General features: G+C 68.0%; 20 protein-coding genes. 9 read left to right on the forward strand and 11 right to left on the reverse strand.

Annotated elements, in window-relative coordinates; genetic code table 11:
* The first annotated feature begins 3 nt into the window (after window positions 1–3).
* Window positions 4–2,415: an arylsulfatase gene (locus ON04_RS07770; RefSeq protein WP_010541038.1), complete on the forward strand. Its 2,412-nt coding sequence runs from the start codon at window positions 4–6 to the stop codon at window positions 2,413–2,415.
* 22 nt (window positions 2,416–2,437) lie between these two features.
* On the opposite strand, the gene ON04_RS07775 is transcribed toward ON04_RS07770, so the two are convergent.
* From ON04_RS07775 to ON04_RS07795, 5 genes are all read right to left on the reverse strand, one after another.
* Window positions 2,438–3,676 (reverse strand): FAD-dependent oxidoreductase, encoded by a 1,239-nt coding sequence (locus ON04_RS07775; protein WP_010541039.1) that lies wholly within the window; start codon window positions 3,674–3,676, stop codon window positions 2,438–2,440.
* Window positions 3,677–3,680: 4 nt separating this feature from the next.
* Window positions 3,681–3,947 (reverse strand): hypothetical protein, encoded by a 267-nt coding sequence (locus ON04_RS07780; protein ID WP_010541040.1) that lies wholly within the window; start codon window positions 3,945–3,947, stop codon window positions 3,681–3,683.
* Between the two features lie 40 nt (window positions 3,948–3,987).
* A complete protein-coding gene (locus tag ON04_RS17050) occupies window positions 3,988–4,221 on the reverse strand; it encodes a hypothetical protein (protein ID WP_141564693.1) in 234 nt (77 codons plus the stop codon).
* Between the two features lie 42 nt (window positions 4,222–4,263).
* Window positions 4,264–5,568 (reverse strand): IS481 family transposase, encoded by a 1,305-nt coding sequence (locus ON04_RS07790; protein WP_029458029.1) that lies wholly within the window; start codon window positions 5,566–5,568, stop codon window positions 4,264–4,266.
* Window positions 5,569–5,932: 364 nt separating this feature from the next.
* Entirely contained in the window at window positions 5,933–6,748 is an 816-nt protein-coding gene (locus ON04_RS07795; protein ID WP_010541042.1) for an aspartate dehydrogenase domain-containing protein, read from the reverse strand.
* A 499-nt stretch (window positions 6,749–7,247) separates the two neighbouring features.
* Here ON04_RS07795 and ON04_RS07800 point away from each other — a divergent pair, with 499 nt between their 5' ends.
* Both ON04_RS07800 and ON04_RS07805 read left to right on the forward strand, forming a co-directional pair.
* A complete protein-coding gene (locus tag ON04_RS07800; RefSeq protein WP_010541043.1) occupies window positions 7,248–7,718 on the forward strand; it encodes an SRPBCC family protein in 471 nt (156 codons plus the stop codon).
* 71 nt (window positions 7,719–7,789) lie between these two features.
* Complete coding sequence (locus ON04_RS07805; protein WP_010541044.1) at window positions 7,790–8,713, forward strand: hydroxymethylglutaryl-CoA lyase; 924 nt, start codon at window positions 7,790–7,792, stop codon at window positions 8,711–8,713.
* Here ON04_RS07805 and ON04_RS07810 read toward each other — a convergent pair.
* The gene (locus ON04_RS07810; RefSeq protein ID WP_010541045.1) at window positions 8,710–8,907 is read right to left on the reverse strand and encodes a hypothetical protein; all 198 of its coding nucleotides are present in this window, start codon (window positions 8,905–8,907) and stop codon (window positions 8,710–8,712) included. The two genes, ON04_RS07805 and ON04_RS07810, sit on opposite strands and share 4 nt — an antisense overlap.
* Before the next feature lie 177 nt (window positions 8,908–9,084).
* Here ON04_RS07810 and ON04_RS07815 point away from each other — a divergent pair, with 177 nt between their 5' ends.
* The gene (locus ON04_RS07815; protein ID WP_010541046.1) at window positions 9,085–9,954 is read left to right on the forward strand and encodes an SDR family oxidoreductase; all 870 of its coding nucleotides are present in this window, start codon (window positions 9,085–9,087) and stop codon (window positions 9,952–9,954) included.
* Window positions 9,955–10,038: 84 nt separating this feature from the next.
* Here ON04_RS07815 and ON04_RS07820 read toward each other — a convergent pair whose 3' ends face one another.
* The 4 genes from ON04_RS07820 to ON04_RS07835 all read right to left on the reverse strand — a co-directional run bounded on the left by ON04_RS07820 (window position 10,039) and on the right by ON04_RS07835 (window position 15,558).
* Window positions 10,039–11,151, reverse strand: coding sequence for an NDMA-dependent alcohol dehydrogenase (locus ON04_RS07820; protein ID WP_010541047.1), 1,113 nt, complete (start codon window positions 11,149–11,151; stop codon window positions 10,039–10,041).
* 52 nt (window positions 11,152–11,203) lie between these two features.
* Window positions 11,204–12,727, reverse strand: a complete 1,524-nt coding sequence (locus ON04_RS07825) for an aldehyde dehydrogenase family protein (protein ID WP_010541048.1) — start codon at window positions 12,725–12,727, stop codon at window positions 11,204–11,206.
* 98 nt (window positions 12,728–12,825) lie between these two features.
* Complete coding sequence (locus ON04_RS07830) at window positions 12,826–14,550, reverse strand: helix-turn-helix domain-containing protein (protein WP_010541049.1); 1,725 nt, start codon at window positions 14,548–14,550, stop codon at window positions 12,826–12,828.
* Between the two features lie 69 nt (window positions 14,551–14,619).
* Window positions 14,620–15,558 carry an IclR family transcriptional regulator gene (locus tag ON04_RS07835; RefSeq protein ID WP_010541050.1) on the reverse strand — a complete coding sequence of 313 codons (939 nt, stop codon included), beginning with the start codon at window positions 15,556–15,558 and terminating at the stop codon, window positions 14,620–14,622.
* Between the two features lie 165 nt (window positions 15,559–15,723).
* Here ON04_RS07835 and cysD point away from each other — a divergent pair, with 165 nt between their 5' ends.
* The 4 genes from cysD (at window position 15,724) to ON04_RS07860 (ending at window position 20,856) form a co-directional block, all read left to right on the forward strand.
* Entirely contained in the window at window positions 15,724–16,641 is a 918-nt protein-coding gene (gene cysD, locus ON04_RS07840; protein ID WP_010541051.1) for a sulfate adenylyltransferase subunit CysD, read from the forward strand.
* Window positions 16,641–18,557, forward strand: a complete 1,917-nt coding sequence (gene cysN, locus ON04_RS07845; RefSeq protein WP_050815298.1) for a sulfate adenylyltransferase subunit CysN — start codon at window positions 16,641–16,643, stop codon at window positions 18,555–18,557. Before cysD ends, cysN begins: the two co-directional genes overlap by 1 nt.
* 4 nt (window positions 18,558–18,561) lie before the next feature.
* On the forward strand, window positions 18,562–19,485 hold the full coding sequence (locus tag ON04_RS07850) for a sulfite exporter TauE/SafE family protein (RefSeq protein WP_010541053.1): 924 nt from the start codon (window positions 18,562–18,564) through the stop codon (window positions 19,483–19,485).
* 558 nt (window positions 19,486–20,043) lie between these two features.
* Window positions 20,044–20,856: a 3'(2'),5'-bisphosphate nucleotidase CysQ gene (locus tag ON04_RS07860; RefSeq protein ID WP_010541055.1), complete on the forward strand. Its 813-nt coding sequence runs from the start codon at window positions 20,044–20,046 to the stop codon at window positions 20,854–20,856.
* Window positions 20,857–21,166: 310 nt separating this feature from the next.
* Here ON04_RS07860 and ON04_RS07865 read toward each other — a convergent pair whose 3' ends face one another.
* Entirely contained in the window at window positions 21,167–21,562 is a 396-nt protein-coding gene (locus ON04_RS07865) for a hypothetical protein (protein WP_010541056.1), read from the reverse strand.
* 158 nt (window positions 21,563–21,720) lie between these two features.
* On the opposite strand from ON04_RS07865, the gene ON04_RS07870 reads away from it, so the two are divergent.
* Window positions 21,721–22,785, forward strand: coding sequence for a YihY/virulence factor BrkB family protein (locus ON04_RS07870; RefSeq protein WP_010541057.1), 1,065 nt, complete (start codon window positions 21,721–21,723; stop codon window positions 22,783–22,785).
* The last annotated feature ends 51 nt before the right edge of the window (window positions 22,786–22,836 follow it).

Genomic DNA, 22,836 nt, shown 5'->3' on the forward strand with positions numbered 1-22,836 from the left:
ACTATGCAGGTCACGAACGGCGACCACCAGAACGAACCCGGGTCCGCTCACCACAATTCCGGAGCCCACTTCGATCGTCATGTCCTGCCCGCGCGACGACTGGCCGGGCGGACCCCCGCCGAGATGGATCGCCGTCACCAACAGGACGCGTTCCCCGGCGCAGAGCAGGTCCGCGCGCCCGAGGGCGCGCCCAACATCCTGCTGGTGATGCTCGACGACGTGGGCTTTGGAACCTCCTCGGCCTTCGGTGGCCCGTGTCGCACGCCCACCATCGAGCGACTGGCCCGCGACGGAGCCGGCTACACGCGGTTCCACACCACCGCGCTCTGCTCGCCGACCCGCGCGGCCACCCTCACCGGCCGAAACCACCACAGCGTCGGCATGGGCGTGATCTCCGAGATGGCCACCCGCGCCCCCGGCTATACCGGCGTGCGCCCCGACTCGGCAGCGACCGTCGCGCGCGTGCTCCGCGGCAACGGCTACGCCACCGGCGCGTTCGGCAAAATGCACCAGACGCCGCCGTGGGAGACCACCGCCGCCGGTCCGTTCGACCGCTGGCCCACCGAGGAAGGGTTCGACACCTTCTATGGATTCCTGGGCGCCGAGGCAGACCACTTCGTCCCCGTCCTCTACGACGGCCGCCGTCAGGTCGACCCACCGCGCACGCCCGAGCAGGGCTATCACCTCACCGAGGATCTTGTGGACCGCGCCATCCAGTGGACCGACGAGCTCGGCTCCGTGGCGCCCGACCAGCCGTGGTTCTGCTACCTTCCCTTCGGGGCCGTCCACGCGCCGCTGCACGTCCCGGAGGCCTACCGCGACCGGTACTCCGGCGAGTTCGACGACGGCTGGGATGAGCTGCGCACGCGCACGTTGACGCGCCAGAAGGAACTCGGCGTGGTACCCGAGGACACGGAGCTGGGACCGTGGGCTCCGGGCCTGCCGCACTGGGACGAGCTCGACGACGACGACGAGCGCCGCGCTGCTGCTCGCCTCATGGAGCTGTACGCCGGGTTCCTCGAGCACACCGACGACCAGGTGGGCCGCATGATCGACCACCTGCAGGCGACAGGCGCGCTGCAGAACACGCTGGTCCTCTACATGGTCGGCGACAACGGTGCGTCCACCGAGGGCGGCCGACTGGGCGCGTTCAACTACCTGGCAGGACTGAACGGCATTCCGGCCACCACGGCCGAGATCCTGGAGAACTGGGATTCACTCGGCGGGCCGGGCTCGTACCCGCACTTCCCGTCTTCCTGGGCGCTGGCGCTCAACACCCCGTACCAGTGGGCCAAGCAGGTCGCGTCACACTACGGCGGCACCCGCAATGGTCTGGTCGCGCACTGGCCCGGTCGGATCGCCGAGCCCGGGCGGCTCCGCCAGCAATGGCACCACTGCGTGGACATCACGCCCACCATCCTCGAGGCGGCCGGAATACCCATGCCGCACACGGTGGACGGAGTGGCACAGAAACCACTCGAGGGCGTGGGGATGACGTACACCTTCACCGAGCCCGACGCCCCCGACCGGCACACCACGCAGTACTTCGAGATCTTCGGCAACCGCGGGATCTACGACCACGGCTGGACCGCCGTCACCGTTCAGCGCGCCCCCTGGCTCATGGCCACCGGGGGAGTGGACCTGACGCCCCTGTCCGAGAGCACGTGGGAGCTGTACGACACGTCGTCCGACTGGTCCCAATCGCGTGACCTGGCGGCAGAGCATCCCGAGATCCTCGAACGACTCAAGCTCAAATTCGTCGCCGAGGCCGCCCGGTACGACGTACTCCCGCTCGACGACTCCACGGTCGGGCGACAGTCAGGGCGCGAGAACCGCCCGCCACACCCGATGTCGGGCAGGTCCTCGATCACGCTGTACCCGCACATGGACGGTCTCAACGAGAAGGCCGGCCCGAAGCTGTTCAACCGCGGGTTCCTGCTGTCCGCATCGCTCGATGTGACCGGCCCCGGTCCGTGCGAGGGTGTGCTGATGAGCCTGGGTGGCCGCTTCGGAGGACTGGCGCTCTATCTGCTCGACGGTGTGCCGGTGTTCGAGTACAACTTCTTCGGACGCGCTCACGGCCGGGCGGTGGGCGTCGACCAGCTGCAGGTCGGCACTCACACGGTGGAGTTGGAATTCGGGTACGACGGTGGGATCGCCGCCGGCGCCGACCTGAGACTGTTTGTCGACGGCACGCAGGTGGGTTCCGGGCGTATCGCCGTGACCGCGCCCGCGATGTTCAGCATGAACGAGACGCTCGACATCGGCCGCAGTCGGGGCAGTGCCGTAAGCACCGCTTATGAAGGTGCGTTCCCGGTGCGCGGGGCAGTGCTGCATCACGTGCGCGTCGACCTGCAGCGCGGCGACGAGCTACCGAAGGCGCAGAGGGACGGTATCGCGCTGGCCACGCACTGACCCTGCGTGCGCGGGCCGGGGATCACACCCGGCCGCGCAGGATCCTCCGGAAGTAGATCAGCGGCAGACCGAATCGGTCAAAGAGGTAGGTCGCGCGCCTGGGCGTCGTGAGATCAATCGCCGACACCGAGGGCGCGGGCCGGCCGTCCCCGTCGAACTCGGCCAGCAGCAGTCGGTCGCGGCTCACCGTCACAGGGATGACCGTGTAGCCGTCGTATCGGGACATGCTCCCGCCCACTCGGGCCGCCGGCAGATTGTCGGCCACCACTCCGACCTGGTCGCGCAGCGCACCACCGGAGGGGCGGGTCCCCACCGTCGCCGCGTCGCCCAGGCCCCACACCGAGTCGGCCCGTAGGTGTCGCAGGGTGTGCGGGTCCACCGCGACGAGGCCCGCGTTCGAGTCGTCCCGTAGGCCGGAGTCGACTGCCAACCCGGGGTCGACTGCCAACCCGGAGTCGACTGCCAACCCGGAGTCGGCGACAAATCGCGGGGCGCGACTGTGCGGGGTGACGTAGGCAAGGTTGACCTGCTCGATGGTCGTGGGTGTCGGCCCGTCGAGAGAGACGCTGCGCGTGCGGTGGTCTACAGCGTTGATTCTGGTCTGGTCGTGGATGGTGATGCCGTATTCGTCGATGAACGGCCGGAGTCGGGAATCCGCGGGCTCCAGACCCAGCAGGCCACGGAACGGGGTCACCAGGTGCACATCGATCTGGTCGAGCACATTTTCCCGCCGCCACCGGTCGCACGCCATGAACATCGCCTTGAGGACGGTCCCACCGCAGGAGGCGGGCTCCGGCGGCACCGAGAACACCACGGCCCCCTCGCGTTCGCGGACGAGAGCGGCGCACGCGCGACCGGCGTACTCCGGCACGTGTGCGGACACCGCCCAGCCGTTGACGTAGCCGGCATGTAGCCCCGGGATCTGCTCCCAGTGCGGGGTGAGTCCGGGGCACAGCACCAGGTCCCGATAGCTGACCGAGGCACCGCTGTCGAGAGAGACGGTCCGGGCATCGGGATCGACGCGGGTGGCCGCGTCCCGGATGAGGTCGACCCCGTCCGGGACCACGGTCTCCATGGCGCGCTCGTAGCGGGACATGCGCGCTTGCCCCGCAGCGGCGTAGTTGAGCATCGGTCGATACCGATGCACCGGACTCGGGTCGATCATCGCAATACTGCGCACGCCGTCACGCCTGAGACGAGCGGCCAGGGAGATCCCGGCATTGCCGGCTCCCACGATCACAGTGTCGAACGCGGAGGGCATGGTTCTAGAAAATTTCGAACGCGTAACCGGCCAGGCCGATCACAAGAAGGAGGACGACGACGCCGATGACGCCGATCCACACGTAGGCACCCTTCCGGGAGTTCGTCGGTGGCGGGCTCTGGCGTTCGGTCGGCGCCTGTGTGCGGCTGGCGCTGTCGGACTGCATGGACGTCGAGTCCGAATCGGGGGTCACGCCTGCCGGGGCGGAGCCGGTGCTGTCGACATCCGGGCTCTGGCTCGGATCCGGGTCTGACGGTCGGGCGTTGGTCATATCGCACCTCTCGATCAACTGGGACCCACACGTTAGGGGCTCAGCGGTCGACCTTCCACCGGTCGGTCTGCCGCTGCTCGGGCCGCCGACCGAGCCGGAACCCGCCGGTGTGCTGCTCGTCCGTCCGGGGCCGGCCGGTGTGCTGCTGGTCCGCCCGGGGCCGGCCGGTGTGCTGCTGGTCCGCCCGGCACCCGCCGCCGACACGCGGCCCCCGACCCCGCGGTGGGCATTCCGACAGCACAAGCCCCGCCAGATGTGTGATGTCTAAGGACATCGGTGACAGTTCTGCGTGAGGACATCGGTGACAGTTGATGCCTTAGGACTTCGGTGACACTGGCGGGCCCTCAGTGGGCCGGTGGGGTGGTGGCGCGTCTTTGCCGACGTAGTGGGTTCCCTTCGGTGGCCACGCGTATTGGCAGATGAGTTCGCCGTCGAGGTCGGCGAAGGCGATGCCGTGTTCGTCCCAACCTGCGAGTACTTTCTGACCGGCGAATCGGTGTGCGGTGTAGTAGATGACGCCGCGAAATCGCAGGGTGCCGGTCGTTCCCACTGCGCACAGGTCTTGGCCTTTGGGCAGGGTGCGTACCTGGGTGTCTTTGCGAGTTGAGGCTGCAAGCTTTCGCATTGCTTCTGGGTCGGTACGGGGCAGGGCGATGGCCTCAGGGATCGGCTTGGGGCGGGGTGGTTCGGCGACCGGGGTGGCATTCCAGGCCTGCTGCGGGGTGATGCGTCCCGCCAGTGCCTGGTGTGGGCGCTGAGTGTTGTAGATCAGGTCGAATTCGTCGACCAACAGTTGCAGGGCCTCTATCGACTCCGCGATTGGTCTGGCGTCGAGCCATCGAAATAGCGTCTGGTGGAATCGCTCGTTCTTGCCCTGGGTGGTGGGTTTGCCAGGTTTTCCGGTCATCGCCCTGACCCCTAGGGCTTGGACGTGCGCGACCAACATTCCCTGCCGGCCTCGGCGTGAGGGGTTCAGCGCCACCCCGTTGTCGCTGAGCAGCCGCTGCGGCACTCCGCATGTGGCTACCCCCTTGTCGAACACTGAGACCGCGGCGCGGCTATTTTCACTGGCGGCGACCAGCGAGGCCACCGCCAACCGCGAGTGATCGTCCTGGAGCTGGAAGATGACGCACTTGCGTCCCCGGGTCAGCACGTACTCGGTGGCATCGAGCTGCCAACACGCATTGGGGGCCGGGTAGACGAACCGTCGCCACGCCGCACGTGGTCGCTTGCGCGGGTCGGCCCGAGCCACCCCCCGTTCACGGAAGATGCCGGACAGAGCTGCTTCCGAGGGTGCGTAGATGCCCATGGTCTTCATCCGCTCGTGCACGCTGATCGGCCCGAAATCCAGCCCGGAGGTTTCCAACGCCCGACGGACCGCGACCGCCTCGTCTTTGACTTGTTCGCTGATCCGGGTCGGCGACGAATGCGGCCGGCGGGATCTGGGCTCGAGCACCGCAGCCGGCCCCTCCTTCCGCGCACGGGCCCGCAGTTCGTAGAAGGATTTCCGGGAAATCGCGTGCTCGGCGCAGAACGAGGTCACCGCCCCGCGAGGCGCATCTTCCGGCCACTGCGCGATAGCCAACCGGACACGAGGATCAATGGGATCGTTTCTGCTCACCCCTCCATCTCAGCGGCACAAGTGTCACCACCAAGAAAGTCAGAAGTGTCACCGATGTCCGTAGGCAGAACTGTCACCGATGTCCATCGACATGACACAAGCCCCGCCAGATGCGCTGGCCCCCGACCCCGGGCGGGCATTCCGACAGCACAAGCCCCGCCAGATGCGCTGGCCCGGTGACCTGCGATGCCGGTATGTACGCCCGATCGTGGGTTGTGCTGCGGATCTGGACCAGAGAGGCAGCGGGAGTCACAGATCCAGCGCACCTGGCGGGGGACACGCTGCCGTTCTGCCGCCCGACCGACTCCGCTGACGGCACCCGAACTTCTGGAAGCGTCCTAGCCTCTATCTGGTCTCAGACGCGTCAGGCTTTCCCCGTGTCCCCAGCGAGAACAACCACACCGGGCCCGGCGCCCATCACGAGGGAATCGAGGACCTCCGCTACTGACCATGCTGTGATCGCCGACGTGCGACCGCCGGAGTCCGGGTCCAGGGAGTTCTCGAACTGCAGCTCATAGCTTCCCATCGGCGACTCCCACTCAACGACGTGACGGGTGCGCTGCACCTGCGGATCGGCGATCACGATGACCTCGGTTCGATCCAAGCCGATGGTGGCGAGCGCGAGTGCGACCGAGGCGTTGGACGTCAACGGGAATTCGAGCGCGGCCTCGCGAGCCGATCCCCGGAACACCTCGCGCGGCTCTGCGAGGTGCTCTTCCACGTCGAGGGCAGCTGGGCCCTTGATGGTGTAGTGGCGAAGGTGCGCGTCGTCGGTCCCTGCACGCGCTGCCGCCGACAGCACGTCGAGTCCTCCGACTGCGCCGGCCGGCACGAGCGCACGGCCGGCGTCCGGCACGCGCGAGACGAGATCGCGGGGGTCCTCCCGTCTCGCGAATACGCCGCACGAGCACACAATGATGTCTTTACCTGAGGCGGTTACACGTGGGATGTACTCCTCAGCAGCCTCCACGCTGCTGGCCTCGACCACCACGTCAGCCCCCTCGATAGCGTCAATGATCTCCTGTTCCGTGCTGCGGGAGCGCAGCACGGCAGTGAGCCCGGCGCCGGAGATTGCGCCTTTCTCGAGGGCATCGATCACCGCGCCGCCGATGGCGCCGGCGCCGATCACGGCCACCTGCAGCGGCTGCGCGGGGCCTGAGGAGTGCGATAGAGGGGTCATGCTTGGCAACCGTACCCACGCGCACCCGCCCCGACGCTCGATTAGCCGTCCCGCGGTCCCCGTCCAGACAACCTCGGCTCCGCCGATCCGTCACCTTCGCCGCCGACAGACCCTCCACCGCCGCCAAGGCCCGCCATACCCGCCTCCACCGCCGACTCTTTCCGCCGCCAAGAGTAGATCGATTGCGTCGACCGAGAGCGATTGCACGAAATCCTCTTCGCGGCGGGCGCGGCGGGCGCGGTGGGCGCGGCGGGCGCGGCGCGCGCGGTGATCGTCGATCCCGCCGTCACTACTGCGCATGGTCGATCCACCGGGGAAAGTTCAGAGACCAGCCCGACACGCATGCCAGCCACAGTAGTGAGGTGGCGGCCAGTCCTGCGACGCCGCTCCCGCCGCAGTGTCCATGGTCGATGCGGTTCCGGACAACCGACGATGGTCGTACCGTGGGGAGGACCGGCTCGGACCAAACCGAGCCTGACTGTTCCAGGAAGGACTGCTCATGGCAGCCGTCACCACCCTCGATCGCGGCCCCGGCGTAATCGCCCGACGGGTCACCGTCAACGCTCCGGCGGACGAACTCTTTGCACTCGTCAATGATCCGCATAAGCACGGCCAACTCGATGGCTCGGGAACCGTCCGCAATAACGTCAAGGGCCCGGACGCGCTGTCAAAGGGCGCCAAATTCACCACCAACATGCGGATGTTCGGCTTCCCGTACCGGATGACGTGCACGGTGACCGCCCACGAGGACCACGCCGAGCGCAAGATCGTTGAATGGCAGCACCCCCTTGGGCACAAGTGGCGCTGGGAGTTCGTCCCCGTCACAGACAACTCCACCGAGGTGACCGAGAGCTACAACGGCACCACGTCCAAGATCGGTCGCTTCCAGGAACTCAGTGGGCTGGCCAGCCGGAACGTCGCCGGCATCACCAAGACACTTGAGAAGCTGGCAGAGAGCCACTCCAGCTGACCGCAGTGGACTTCTCCGGAAGGGCCCGGGTGTCATCGAGCAGCTTCTTATTGACCACAGGAGGGACGGAAGTGAACTCCGTCGAAGTACTCGAGGTCGGCCCCCGGGATGGCCTGCAGAACGAGAAGCGCACCCTGCCCATCGACACCCGCGTCGAACTGATCAACCGACTTGTTGCCGCGGGCGCCAGGCGGATCGAGGCGGTGAGTTTTGTCCATCCCACCGCTGTTCCGCAGATGGCGGACGCGGAGAAGGTCATGGACGGTCTCCCGGATGTCGAGGGGGTGTCCTACCAGGGGCTCGTTCTCAATACCCGGGGTGCCCACCGCGCGGTCGAGACGCGGATCTCGGAGATCAACTTTGTCATTCCCGTCACCGACGACTTCGCGCAGCGCAATCAGAGACGGACCAGTGCCGAGTTGGTAGCCGAGTGCGAAGAGAGCATCGCGGTGGCGCGCGCGGCCGGTAAGGGCGTCTCGGTGACTCTCGCAGTGGCCTTTGGCTGCCCCTTCTCGGGAGGGGTCGCAGTGCAGGATGTGGCGCGGGTCCTGGATCCGGTACTCGAAATGGATATCGACGAGATCGCCTTTGCCGACACCATCGGGTTGGGCGTGCCGCGGCAGGTCACGGAATTAGCGGATCTCGTACGCCCGCTACTGGGTAGCCGGCGACTGCGCTTCCACTTCCACAACACGCGCAACACCGGCTACGCCAACGCTCTCGCCGCGGCGGAACTCGACCGGGTGGGGACCGTGGTCCTCGATTCCGCGGTCGGTGGGTTCGGCGGCTGTCCGTTCGCCCCCGCCGCTACCGGCAACATCGGAACCGAGGACCTGGTTTACGCGCTCCGCGCCTCGGGCATCCAGCACACGGATCTGTCCATCTCGGCCCTGTCCGACACGGCTGTCTGGCTGGGGCGAGAACTCGACAGTCCTATCCAGTCGCTCCTGCCGAAGGCCGGCGACTTCCCGGCCAACCCGGCCCGTCAGTACTAGTCCGCGGCGTTCGTGCCGCCGTCGTTGATCTCGAAGCGCGTCCACTCGCCGTCCATGTCGACCTCCATGGCGTAGCCGAGCGCATCGTCGGGGACCTCCACCGTTTTAAACCAGTCGTAGGCCTTGGTGTCGTCAGCAAATTCCTTCTCGTCGATCACGTTCTGCTCGGGATCGATCACGCGGTAACGGGGCATGAGTGCTCCTTAATTCGTCGGATTTCGCTTCCGAGCGCAGTCTGGCAAACCGATCCCGCGCACGCATCCGGTCGCGGTTGTGGCCCCCGGCAACGACCCGGTTCGGCGACGTCTCCAGTCAGCTCGGCGACCGCGTACGGTCGAAGAACCCGATGACGACGACGAGGAGGCCCGCACATGGACCCGGTGAGCAAGTACCCCGTTGACATTCCGCTCCAATCACAGCCCGCTCCGGGGCTCGCCTCCGGACTCACGCCGCCCGCCGACCACGGCGAACGCTCGTGGGTCGGACACGGTCGACTTGCGGGCCGGCGCGCGCTGATCACCGGCGGGGACTCCGGTATCGGGCGGGCGGTGGCGATCGCCTACGCCCGCGAGGGAGCCGACGTGGCGATCGGATATCTGCCGTCCGAGCAATCCGACGCCGACGAGGTGGCCGAACTCGTCCGCGAGGCCGGACGGACCTGCATCCTGCTGCCGGGCGACGTGGGAGATGAGGACACGGCTCGGGGCGTCGTTCGCGACGCGGTCTCGGGGCTCGGCGGGCTGGATGTGCTGGTGCTCAACGCGGGGCGTCAGACATATGTCGAGAACCTAGAAGACCTGTCGTCCGAGCAGTGGGCCGAGACGATGAACGTCAACATCTCGGCACCGTTCTGGATGATGCAGGAGGCGTTGGCCCACCTCGAGCCGGGCGCGAGCGTCATCTTCACGTCGTCGGTTCAGGCCTACACCCCGTCGCCGGGACTTGTGGATTACGCGACTTCACGCGCGGCGGTCAACACGATGTCCAAAGCGCTGGCCCAGCAGCTCGCCCCGCGCGGGATTCGCGTCAACGCTGTGGCTCCGGGCCCATTCTGGACGGCCCTGCAGGTGACTGGTGGGCAGAAGCCGGAGAAGCTGCCGTACTTCGGGCAGAAGAACCCGCTCGGTCGTCCTGGCCAGCCGGCTGAGATGGCGGGTGCCTACGTGTACTTGGCGTCGGAGGAGTCGTCCTATACGACAGGAAACACGCTCTCCGTCACCGGTGGCGCGCCCACGCCCTGAGCCCGGCGGAGCGCCTGCCAAATTGGTGTCGCCCTCCCGGCCGTGATGTTCAACGACCGGGAGGGCGAGTTCGTGGGGGGCGGGTCAGGAGTCGTGGATGAGGACTCCCCGCATGATTTTTCCGTCCTTCAGGTCCTGGTAGCCCTGGTTGAGGGTCTCCAGGGTGTAGGTGGTGGTGATCAACTCGTCGAGCTTGAGCTTGCCCTCGTCGTAGAGTCGCAGCAGTTTGACGATGTCGTACTGCGGGTTGGCCGAGCCGAACAGTGAGCCCTTGATCGTCTTGCCGAACAGGGCCATGGTGGTCCCGTTGATCTGCACGGTCTTGTCGGTCATGCTGCCGAGGCCGGTGATGACCACCGTGCCGCCCTTGCCGATCACGTCGTAGGCGCTCGAGACGACCTGCTCCTCGAGGGTGCCCACCAGGATGAGAGCCTGGTCGGCCATTTGCCCCCAGGTCAGCTTCTCCACCTCGGCGTGGGCTTCGGCGGCGTCAGCGAACGCGTGGGTGGCACCGAACTTCAGTGCCTCGTCGCGCTTGAACTGCACCGGGTCCACCACCACGACGTGCCGGGCGCCCGAGTGGACGGCGCCCTGGACCGCGTTGATCCCGAGGCCGCCGATTCCGTAGATCACCACGGTGTCGCCCTGTCGGACTCCGCCCGCGTAGACCGAGGTACCCCAGCCGGACGGGACCCCGCAGCCCACCAGTACGGCCTTGTCCAGCGGCAGCCAGTCGTCGACCTTGACCACGGAGTGCTGGGAGATCACCGAGCGTTCGGAGAATGTGCCCAGCATGCACATGGCTCCGAAGTCCTTGCCGCCCGAGTGGAACCGGAAGGTCCCGTCGGGCATGTGGCCGTCGAGAATCGTCGCGCCCATATCGCACAGGCTCTGCCGGCCGGTCGAGCAATAGCGGCAAGTCCCGCAGTTGGGGATGAACGAGCAGACCACGTGGTCACCGGGCTTGACCTTGGTCACGCCGACCCCGACCGCTTCGATCACGCCGGCGCCCTCGTGCCCTCCGACAATCGGGAAGCGCGGCGGTAGTGAGCCGTCTGACAAGTGCAGGTCGGAGTGGCACAGGCCGGCGGCCGTGTACTTGATCAGCACCTCGTTGGGGCCGGGATCGTCGAGGTCGAGTTCGATGATCTCGAATGGCTGATGGACATCGAACAGTACTGCTGCCTTGGTCTTCACAGGGGTCCTTTCGGGAGGGGGCGGACGGAGTTAGGTCAGGAGGGGTGCTGACTCAGAGCTGGATGTTGACCGAGCGGGTCTGGGTGTAGAGATCCAGTGCGCCCTTGCCGAGCTCGCGTCCCCAGCCGGACTGCTTGAAGCCGCCGAACGGCATGGCGGTGTCGAAGCCGTTGTACTGGTTGACCCACACGGATCCGGCCTGCAGACGGCTGGCCACCTGGTGGGCCTTGGAGATGTCCGTGGTCCAGACGCCGGCGGCCAGTCCGTACATCGAGTCGTTTGCCTGGCGGACCGCGTCGTCGAGGTCGGTGAACCGCAGCGCGGAGACGACGGGGCCAAAGATCTCGTCGGTCACCACCCGGTGGTCGGGCTTGACGTCCACAAAGACGGTGGGCTGAACGAAGTACCCCACGTCGCCGTGGCGTGCGCCGCCGGTCAGTGCGCGTCCGCCGTCCTCGATGCCCGCGCGCAGGTAGTAGGAGACCTTGTCGAACTGGTCCTGGTCGACCAGCGGTCCGAGTTCGGTGGCGGGGTCGAGTCCGTGCCCGATGGTGGCCTGGGAAGCGGCGTCGGCCACGGCCTGGGTGAACTCCTCGTAGATGGAGTCCTCCACGTACAGGCGCGTACCGGCGGTGCAGGCCTGGCCGTGGTTGAACATCCATGCGGCCACGGATCCGGCCACAGCGGCGTCCCAGTCGCAGTCGGCAAAGACGATGTTGGCGCTCTTGCCACCCAGCTCGAGGGAGACCTTTTTAAGGTTGCCCTGCGCGGCCTCGACGATCTTCTTTCCGACCTCGGTGGAGCCGGTGAAGGCGACCTTGTCCACGTCGTCGTGCCCGGAGAGCGTGGCACCGGCGTCACCGAAACCGGTGATGATGTTCACCACGCCGTCCGGTACGCCGGCCTCGCCACAGATCTCGCCCAGGATGAGGGCGGTGAGCGGTGTCTGCTCGGCGGGCTTGAGGATCAGCGTGTTGCCGGTGGCCAGTGCGGGGGCGAGCTTCCACGAGGCCATGAGCAGCGGGAAGTTCCAGGGGATGATCTGACCGCACACGCCCACCGGGACGCGCTGGGTGTAGGCGTGGAACTGCTTGTCGCCGGCGAACGGCATGGACACGTTGACGGTCGTACCCTCGATCTTGGTGCACCAGCCGGCGTAGTAGCGGAACACGTCGGCCGCCCAGGCCACGTCGACGGCGGTCGCGATTCCCGCGGACTTGCCGTTGTCGAGTGCCTCGATCTGGCCGAGCAGCTCTGCCTTGGCGTCCAGCAGGTCGCCGATGCGCCACAGGATCTGCTCGCGCTGGTTGGGCTTCATGGTGGCCCAGCCACCGTCGTCGAACGCGCGACGGGCGGCGGCGACCGCGCGGTTCACGTCCTCCGGCCCGCCGTGGGCGACCTGGGTGATCTCCTCGCCGGTGGCCGGGTCGTAGGTACCGAAGGTGCGGCCGTCTGCGGCGTCGACCCACTGGCCGTCGATCAGGAGTTGGTGCGGGCGGGCGAGGAATTCGCGGGCCTCGGCGCTGAGTCGCTCGTGGGCGGTGGGGGCGCTGGTGCGGTTGAGTGTGCCGGTCATCGTCTACCTCCGAAGTTCCGACCGCCTCGATGTGAGGACGGTCACAACTCACTATGGAGGAATTGCGGGGCAGTGGAGTGTTCAGATTCTGGACACCGTCAGGACAGGCCGAACTCGCGCATGCGGGCGTAGAGGGTGGTGCGGCTGATTCCCAATCGCCGGGCCGCGCGGGAGCGCACGCCGTCGCAGCTGGCCAGGGCGGCGACGATCGCGTCGTATTCCCCGCGCGCGAGCTCGCCAGACCGCGGCGGCCTGCTGCTGCGGGCGCGCGTGGGCAGCGCGTCCAGGTCCAGTTGCGCTGGTGCGGGTGCGCCTGACTTCCCGGGCTGGCCCAGGCATTCGGCGAGGATCGAACGCAGTGACACGAGCCCGTTGGGGAGGTCGAGCGCACAGGCGGCGTCCACGAACCTCGCAGTGAGCGTCGGTTCGGCCATCCCGCGGGCAGAGGCCAGGTGAGCGACCATCTCGCGCACGATCTCGCCGCTCTCCGTGCCCCGCTCGTGCAGGGGGCGCACGGTGGTGCGAGCGCTGCAGGCGTCCAGCGCCTCCGTCACCGCGGGTCGTGGGTCGTCGCGACTGGTGACGACGACGACGCCGCAGTCCGCCGCATCGAGTCGCGATGCCAGGCGGCGCAGATCCGCGTCGGCGAGGAGGTCGATGTCGTCCAGGACGAGCGATTGTCTGCCCTCGCCGCCTGCCGGTCCGGCCAACTCGTCCGGGCCGCCCCGGTCTCGGCGAGAGCGCAGCGCGGGCACCACCATCTCGCGCCAGGCCTGGGTTGCACTATCCGCTTCCGCCAGCCGGACATGCTCTGCATCCGGGCCGGCGATCGCCCTCGCCGTCGTCGTTCTCCCCGATCCCGAGGGCCCCACCACCGCGTGCGCACCTGAGGTGACCCGTACGGTGTCCCGGCGCGCGGCGGTCGCAGGGGGCTTCCTGCTGGCGTTGCTACGGCGCCGTCGCGGGGCGTCCGCGGGAGGCTCGAGGTCGGGGAACGACAAGTCCAACAGGTGACCGCGACGCCCGACCCGGCTCGACAGCACTCCCACAGTCCCTACGGAGAGTTCCACCGCGTCGGGGAGTTGGTCCCGCTCGACGAGGCGCCGCAGCGTGGCGATGTCGTGCGAGGCCAACCGCTCGAGGCTGGCATGCGAGGCCAACACCACCTCGTCGCCGAACGCACAGGTCGCGACGTCGGATCCACGGGTGCGTTCGAGAAAGCGGTGCCAGAGTTCCCGGTCGTCGGCGCGGGCGGTGTCCACGTAGCGGGCCTCGATGTCCGCCACGATCTTGCGGACAAATGGCGCGAACAGGCGCGAGGCATCCGCGTTCATCCCCGTCAGGTCGAGCGCTCCGACAAGGCGGCGGGTGAGCGGGTCGACGATCGGGTGGCCGTAGCAACTGAAGTCGCGCAGCATCTCCGCGAAGTGCTCCTCGCCCCGGATGAACACGCCGGCGCGGGTCTCGAGCGCTGTGCCGATGCCGTTGTTGCCCACCGCGTCCTCGGTGAGGGTCACGCCGTCGTCGACCCCACGGCGGAGCAGCATCCGAGAGATCCGGGCATCGTCGCGCACCGTGCGGATGACTCGACCCTCCCGGTCGGCCAGGAGGAGCATCGCACCGGTGTCCCTCAGCACGGCGTCCACCCCGTCCATCACGGGCCGGGCGGCTTCGGCGAGTCGACGGGACCGCGTGGCGTGTGGGTCGGGGGCGCCGGGTCGCGCGTTCTGTGGGGTGAGACCGCACAGGGTCGAGCGGCGCCACGCCTGACCCAGTTGTCCTGAGTCGGGCGCGGTGGTGGTGGTGCGGACGATCTGGCGCAAAGGGCACCTCCGAGTATACGAGGGGTGTGATCTACACCATACTCGCCGTCGGGGTTGCCAGGAGTTCGGTCACTGCGCGCGGGACGCGTGCGCCGGATGAACCAGGTGCGCCGGGAGGTCGGACGCCCGGCCGAAACCAGGCCTCGAGGCCAGGCGAGCCGAGACGGCGTCCGCACACCCGGTCACGGCCTCCACAGCTCGGACCACGGCGCGTCCGGTCATGCGCCGACCGGGTGCCACCGCCACGGAGCCCACGGCCCGGCCGTCAGCGCGCAGAATGGGTGCGGCCACCGAGGCGACGGCAAGGTCGGCGACCGTAGTGAGCTCTGAGTCGGTCACGTCGATCTCGGACAGCTCCACGAACAGCTCCGACACGCGATCCCGGACGAGGCTCCCGACCCCGGAGGCTTCCAACGAGTCGGCCATCCTCAGCAGTTCGCGCCGAGCCGGGGTGAGCCGCTCGATCGACCAGCCGCGCCGAGCGATCTGCGGCAGCACGAATTCCAGCCGCTCGCGGGCGGCCGTGGTCAGGCCCGCCGATTCGGCGAACCAGTGGCGCTGCTCGGCCATGGGGAAGCGGGCGGCCAGCTCACGCGCGAAGGGCGCCCGGAGGGGGACCACATGGCCGACCGGCATCACCTCGCGGGACGCGGTGCGCATTCCGGCTCCCACGGAGTCCACGACCTCGGCCATGCCGTCGCGTATCTCAAAGACCACGGCGGCGATGCCGGTGGAGTCGACCAGGTCCTCCAGCGGCTGGCGGGCGGCGCGGACCAGGTCCACCTCGGCAGCGAGGGATGCGCCCACCTGTCGCAGGCGTGGACCCGCGCGCCACCCGCCATCGACTCTCTCGGCCCACCCCTCGGCCTGCATTCCGGTGAGAACCGCGTGCAGGGTCGAGCGACTGGCGTCGACCTTCCGGGCAATCTCCGTCAGCGGCAGGGGAGGGCCGTCGGTGGCGAGGGCTTCGATCACTGCCAGCACCCGGGAAGTGGGTTCGTGTCGCATAGTCGACATCGTATGTCGTCAATCCGAATTCGCGCGATTAATCCGGCCCCCCGGCGTGCAATGCGGGCCGCCCGAGCGCACGATGAACGAGACGCCCCGGGCAGACAGATCTGTCTGCCCTCGCTCGGTCGACATCCCGGCCGAGCCCACGACAATGGAGGTCGCATGACGACGAGGTCGGCGGTGACGCTCTCGCATCTCGACGCGCTCGAGGCGGAGTCCGTTCACATCTTCCGCGAGGTAGCCGCGCAGTTCGAACATCCGGGGATGCTGTTCTCCGGCGGCAAGGACTCCGTGGTGATGTTCCATCTCGCCCGCAAGGCTTTCTGGCCCGCACCGATGCCGTTCCCGCTCATGCACGTCGACACCGGGCACAACTTTGACGAGGTCATCGAATACCGCGACCGCGTGGTCTCCGAGACCGGCGTCCAGTTGCTGGTCTCCTACGTCCAGGACGATATCGACGCCGGCCGCGTGGTCGAGGAAACCGGGCCCGGCACCAGCCGTAACCGCCTCCAGACGGCAGCCCTGCTGCGCGGCATCCAGGAGAACCGCTTCGACGCCGTATTCGGTGGCGCACGCCGCGACGAGGAGAAGGCCCGCGCCAAGGAGCGCGTCTTCTCCTTCCGCGACGGCTTCGGTGCCTGGGACCCCCGCGCGCAACGCCCGGAACTGTGGAAGCTCTACAACGGCAAGCACCGCAAGGGCGAGCACATCCGCGTGTTCCCGCTCTCCAACTGGACCGAGCTGGACATCTGGCAGTACATCGAGCGTGAGGACATCGACCTCCCGCCGATCTACTACGCACACGAGCGCGAGGTGATCGAGCGGGACGGCATGCTTCTGGCCAACACCCGTTTCCTTGAGACCCTCCCAGGCGAAGAGGCCCGCACCGAGCTGGTCCGCTTCCGCACCGTCGGAGACGCCACCTGCACCGGTTGCGTGGAATCCGACGCCGCCGACAACGCCGCGGTCGTGGCTGAGGTCGCCGGCACCCGCGTCACCGAGCGCGGCGCCACCCGCGCCGACGACCGCATCTCCGAAGCCGGCATGGAAGACCGCAAGAAGGAGGGCTACTTCTGATGAGCACCCCGACCACCGAGACCCAGTCGGCCGTGGCCGAGCAGGGCCACCTGACCGACGCGGGCCACACCATGTCGGAGCAGGCGCAGCTGCTGCGCATCGCCACCGCCGGATCCGTCGACGACGGCAAGTCCACCCTCATCGGTCGCCTGCTGTTCGACTCGAAGGGCATCTTCGAGGACCAGCTCGCCTCCATCGAGGCCACCTCGTCCAAGCGCGGCGACGAATACACCGACCTCGCGCTGCTCACCGACGGGCTGCGGTCCGAGCGCGAGCAGGGCATCACGATCGACGTGGCCTACCGCTACTTCTCGACCCCGCGACGCAAGTTCATCATCGCCGACACCCCGGGCCACGTGCAGTACACGCGCAACATGGTCACCGGCGCCTCTACAGCTGACGTGGCGATCATTCTCGTCGACGCCCGCAAGGGTGTGCTCGAGCAGACGCGTCGCCACGCGTTCCTGTCCGGCCTGCTTGGCATTCCGCGCCTGGTGGTGGCCGTAAACAAGATGGACCTGGTCGACTACGACGAGGCCACCTACGAGGCCATCCGCAGCGAGTTCACCGACTTCGCCGCCAAGCTCGAGGTCCACGATGTCACCTTTGTCCCGCTGTCGGCGCTCAAGGGCGACAACGTAGTCGATCGCACGGACACGATGCCCTGGTACACCGGCCCGTCCCTGCTCGACCACCTCGAGAACGTCCACATCGCCTCGGACCGCAACCTGACCGACGTCCGGTTTCCGGTCCAGTACGTGATCCGGCCCCAGCGCTCCGACGGACTGGACCACCGCTCGTTCGCCGGGACCATCGCCGGGGGCATCATCAAGACCGGCGACGACGTGGTGGTCATGCCGTCCGGTCGGCAGTCCACGGTCAAGGCGATCTGGGGCCCGGGCGGAGCGGAGCTGGACGAGGCAGCCGCACCCGCGGCCGTCACGATCGCGCTGAACGACGAGATCGACATCGTCCGCGGCGAGATGATCGCGCGTCCGGGCAACCGCCCCCACCAGGGCACCGAGCTCGAGGCCATGGTCTGCTGGTTTGCCGACGAGGCCACCCTGACCACCGGCAAGCGGTACCTCGTCAAGCACACCACCCGCGACACCAAGGCCGTGGTGACGGGGCTGGACTACCGCCTTGACGTGAACACCCTGCACCGCGATCTGGGCGCCACCGAACTCGAACTCAACGAGATCGGCCGCATCGGACTGCGTACGCAGACGCCGCTGATGTACGACCCGTACAACCGGAACCGCGACACCGGGGCGTTCATCGTGGTGGACGAGCTCACCGGCAACACGGTGGGCGCGGGCATGATCATCGGCCCCGCCACCAGCGGATCGAACGTGGTCTGGCACGCCGGGGCCGTCCAGCGGGGCGACCGCGGCCAGGGCCGCACCCTGTGGCTGACCGGTCTATCCGGCTCGGGCAAGTCGACCATCGCGTCCGAGGTCGAGCGACTGCTCATCGAGTCCGGGCACCCCGCCTACATCCTCGACGGCGACAACCTCCGCCACGGCCTCAACGCCGACCTGGGCTTCTCCGCCGAGGACCGGGCCGAGAACATCCGCCGCACCGCGGAGGTCGCAGCCCTGTTCGCGGACGCCGGCGTCGTCGTCGTCTGTTCCCTCATCTCGCCCATGCGCGCCGACCGCGACGCGGCGCGCGCCGTCCACACCAAGGCGGACCTGCCGTTCACCGAGGTCTTTGTGGACACCCCGTTGGCCGAATGCGAGGCCCGCGACCCCAAGGGCCTCTACGCCAAGGCCCGCGCCGGCGAGATCCCGGAGTTCACCGGCGTCTCCGCGCCATACGAGCCGCCGCTGACCCCCGATCTGCACATCCGTCCCGAGGACGGCACCGCAGAAGAGGTCGCGCAGCGGATCGTCAGCACCCTCCTCGGGATCTGAGCCGGTGCCCGAGGCACTGCTCACGGGCGACTCGCTGATCCTGCTGGTCGTGAGCCTCGCGATCGGTGTGGTGATAGGCCTCACGGGGATGGGCGGCGGTGCGTTGATGACGCCCGCGCTCATCCTCGTGGGGATCCCGCCCACCGTTGCCGTGGCCAATGACCTGGTGGTCAACGCGGTCAACAAGATCATCGGCGCCGGAGTGCACTGGCGCAGTGGAAAGCCCAATCTGCGGATCGCGTTCTGGCTGGTGATCGGTTCGGTGCCCACGGCCTTCCTGGGCTCGTGGATCATCCACGCGATCGGCGCCGAGGACGTGCAGGGGATCCTCAAGAAGGCCATCGGCGCGACGCTCGTCGTGGCGTCGACCGCCTATTTCCTGCGGGCGTTCTTCGAGATGTCCGGCAGGATCCGCACCGGTGACGATCCCAATCCGCAGGTCAAGCCGCTCATCACGCTGCTCGTGGGCATCCTGGGCGGGCTCATGGTGGGCATCACCTCCGTGGGCTCCGGGACCGTGATCATGATGTGCATCATGCTGCTGTACCCCACCCTGTCGGCGCTGCGGCTGGTGGGCACGGACCTGGTGCAGGCGGTCCCGCTGGTGATCGCCGCCGCGATCGGCCACGTGATGGTGACCGGCGTGGACTGGGATCTGCTGCTGCCGCTCCTCGTGGGCGGCGCGATCGGAACGTTCATCGGCTCGAAATTCGCCGGCAGGCTCCCGCAGGGGCTCATCCGGCGCGGGATCACGATCGTGTTGGCCGTGACCGCCGCGTCGATGCTCGGCGCCCCGCCGCTGCTGATCGCGGTGATCGCGCTGGCGCTCGTCGGGGTCGGGCCGCTGGTGTGGCGGCTGCTGGTGCGTCGCTACTCGGCGCATCTGGGCGGGTCCGTTGAGCGCACGGGGGCGTCCCGGGTGAGCTGACGGGGCGCGACACGCTGCAGTCAGTACGCGCCCGAGCCCGCCGCTCGGTCGTTCGATTCCACAGACGCCCGTCTCGATGAACTCCCGCCACCGCCGATGCGTGCGCCGGAGTTCATCGAGACGGGCGCCTGCGTCTGGGGTGCGTGCCGACCGGTCTGCGAACTGTTAAGCAACTCACGGGTGCGGAAGCAAAAACTTATGACAGAATTCCTAGATCGGCGGCGGTCAGAGGACCACGCCACTGCTCCGAGGAGAGCAATGAAGGACGTCAGCCAGCGCACATGCACTGTCGAAGAAACCGAAGACGGCGCCACGTGGGGATGCAGCCGCTGTGGAGCCCGGAGCGGACTACTCCCATCACGCGGGGCGGCTCGTGTCGCGGTCGATGCGCACCGCTGCCCGGATGAGCCCGTACGGGTTTCGCGCGAAGGCGTCCACGGCCGCTGGCGGGGACGGCGTTCACGCCGAAGCTGATCGCCCGTCCAAGCCGGCGGACCGATTTGCGCTGCCGGCACTTCCGCTCAACGGCGCCACGCCGGATCTCCTAGGCTGGAGCGCATGACCGCCCCCACTCGCAGTCCGGATCAACAGCTCGCCATGGATCTCGCAGCAGAAGCCGGGCGACTGCTCGTGGACCTGCGCTCCAGTGGCCCTTCGGGTAGGGAGTTGGGTGACCGGGGGGACGATCGCGCCAACTTTCTTCTGCTGGAGCGGCTCGCTGCCGAGCGGCCCGGGGACTCGGTGCTGTCCGAGGAATCGAAAGACGATCCGTCGCGAGTCAACGCCGACCGGGTGTGGATCATCGATCCCGTGGACGGCACCCGTGAATTCGGACTCGGCGACCGCCCGGACTGGGCGGTGCACGTCGCGCTCTGGGAACGCTCGGGCGACCCGGCGCTCTCGCAGCTCACCGCCTCCGCCGTGGCGCTGCCCGCGCTCGGGGTGGTGTTGGGGACCGACGACGACGAGGTCTACGCCGATCCCGTCGGCAACAGCGGGGTGGACGGGGGAGGGCTACTGCCGCCGCGGACGGATTCCCGGCCGAGAATCGTCCTCTCCGCCTCCCGCCCCCCGGACTTCGCGGAGGCTGTCGCCAGGGCGGTGGGCGGAGATCTCGTGCCCCTGGGCTCGGCTGGCGCCAAGACCGCAGCCGTCGTGCGCGGGGAGGCCGACGCGTACATCCATGCCGGTGGGCAGTACCAGTGGGATTCGGCTGCTCCCGCAGGGGTCGCACTGGCCCGCGGCTTCGTGGCTTTACGGGTCAACGGCGACAGGCTCGAGTACAACGTGCCCAACACCTATCTGCCGGACCTCGTCGTATGCCGTGCCGACCTCGCGGAGGCGATCCTCGGCGCCATTGCCGACGGGTGAGCGCTGTCACGCTCTGCGCGTCCCTGACGATAATCAGGATGACCCGAGTGAATCTGATGTGAGGAGGTCGAGGATGCTGCCGTTCGCCGAGACACTGGTCGGACCGCGTTCACCTTATGAGGCGTTGCAGTTCTGGGTGACCGACGTGGTGCGGGGGTCGCTGGGACTACCGCCTCTCATGCGTATCGCCTGAACCCAGACGGTCGGATATGCCGACGGCCCGGCTCCGCGATCGCGGGGCCGGGCCGTTCGACTACTGATTGGTGCGCTGCGATTTGGTGCGCTGTGCTCGCGCGCTGCGCTCAGTCGGTCACTTGTCGGTGATCAGCGCGCCGGCGATTGCCAGCATGAACGAGTCCTTGGCCAGGGGGATGCCGTCCTGGCTGGGGCGGATGCCGTCGGCCTCCGTCATGGCGGGGTTGCGGAAGTACATCGACAGCAGGCCCGCGGAGAACGTGCCGAGCGCCGCGCCCGCGATCTTCTTGGGGACGAACGGCGTCAACAGGGTCGCGCCGATGCCCATCTCGGAGTACGCGATGACTTTGGCGAAGGTATCGGGCGACAGCTTGGCCACGGCGGGCACGCCGGTGGCGGCGAAGCCCTGCAGGCCCTGGGCCGCCTCGGTGGGCATGCCGAGCTTGCTCAGGCCCGAGTTGAGGACAAAAGCTCCGGTGACTCCGCGGAGGATGGCGTTGGACAAGCTCATTGTGTTCTCCTTCTGTTGATCAGTCGTGTAGCTAGTTGATACATCACTTTGGTGACGTGACATCAATTAGGGTAACGCAGAAGATCCCGTTTGTAATCCCCAGCGCGATGAGGCTGGTCAGGATGCAGACATACTCAGTCGATGGAAAGGTTCTCCGCATGAGCGATCGCGACATCACCGACAAGCCGGCCCCGGGCACCGATCCCGACGCCGGCAAGCCCGAGTCTCCGAGCACCCTCAAGGGGGGCGCCTGGAAGATCGGACTCAAGAGAGCGGCCGGCGAATTCTCCCGGGACAGCTGCACCGACCTGGCCGCCGGCCTCACCTACTTCGCGGTGCTGTCCCTCTTCCCAGCACTGCTCGCCGTGGTCTCCCTGCTCGGCGTCTTCGGGCAGGGTGCGGCCACCGTCGACGCGGTCATGGAACTCCTCGAGGGCGCAGCACCCGAGGAGACCCTCGCAGCGATCCGCGGCCCGATCGACTCCCTGGTCAACACTCCCGCCGCCGGATTGGCACTGGTCACCGGTCTCGCAGGTGCACTCTGGTCGGCCTCCGGCTACGTGGGTGCGTTCGCCCGGGCCATGAACCGCGTCTACGGAGTCGAGGAGGGCCGCCCGTTCTGGAAGCTCAAGCCGTCGATGCTCGTGCTCACCGCGGTGCTGGTGCTCCTGATCTGCGTGGCGGGCCTGCTCCTGGTGGTCAGTGGGCCGATCGCGGCCTGGGTCGGCGACCTCATCGGGCTGGGCGATACCGCGGTCATGGTGTGGGGCATCGCCAAGTGGCCGGTGCTGATCCTCGTCGTCGTCGTCATCCTGGCGGTTCTCTACGGGTTCGCGCCCAACGTCAAGCAGCCGAAGTTCCGCTGGGTGTCCGTCGGGGCGATAGTCGCCCTGCTTGTGTGGGGCGTCGCCACCGCGGCGTTTGTCACCTACGTCTCCAACTTCGGTAGCTACAACGCCACGTACGGCTCGCTCGCCGGCGTCATCGTGTTCCTGCTCTGGCTGTGGATCACCAACAACGCGTTCCTCTTCGGGGCCGAGGTGGACGCCGAGATCGAGCGAGCCCGCGAGCTGCAGGCCGGGCTTCCCGCCGAGGAGGTCATCCAGCTCCCGCCGCGCGATACCACCGCCAGCGACAAGGCCGAGGACAAGCTCCAGCAGACTCTCGACGACGCGGCCGACGTCCGACGCGACGCCCAGGCCGAGCAGGCACGCAACCGCTGATCACGCCTCGCCCGCCGCTCCCTGCCGCCCGCCGCCCGCCCCCTGCCCCCC

The sequence above is a fragment of the Dietzia alimentaria 72 genome, from assembly GCF_000226215.1.
In the GTDB taxonomy this organism is placed as follows: Bacteria; Actinomycetota; Actinomycetes; order Mycobacteriales; family Mycobacteriaceae; genus Dietzia; species Dietzia alimentaria.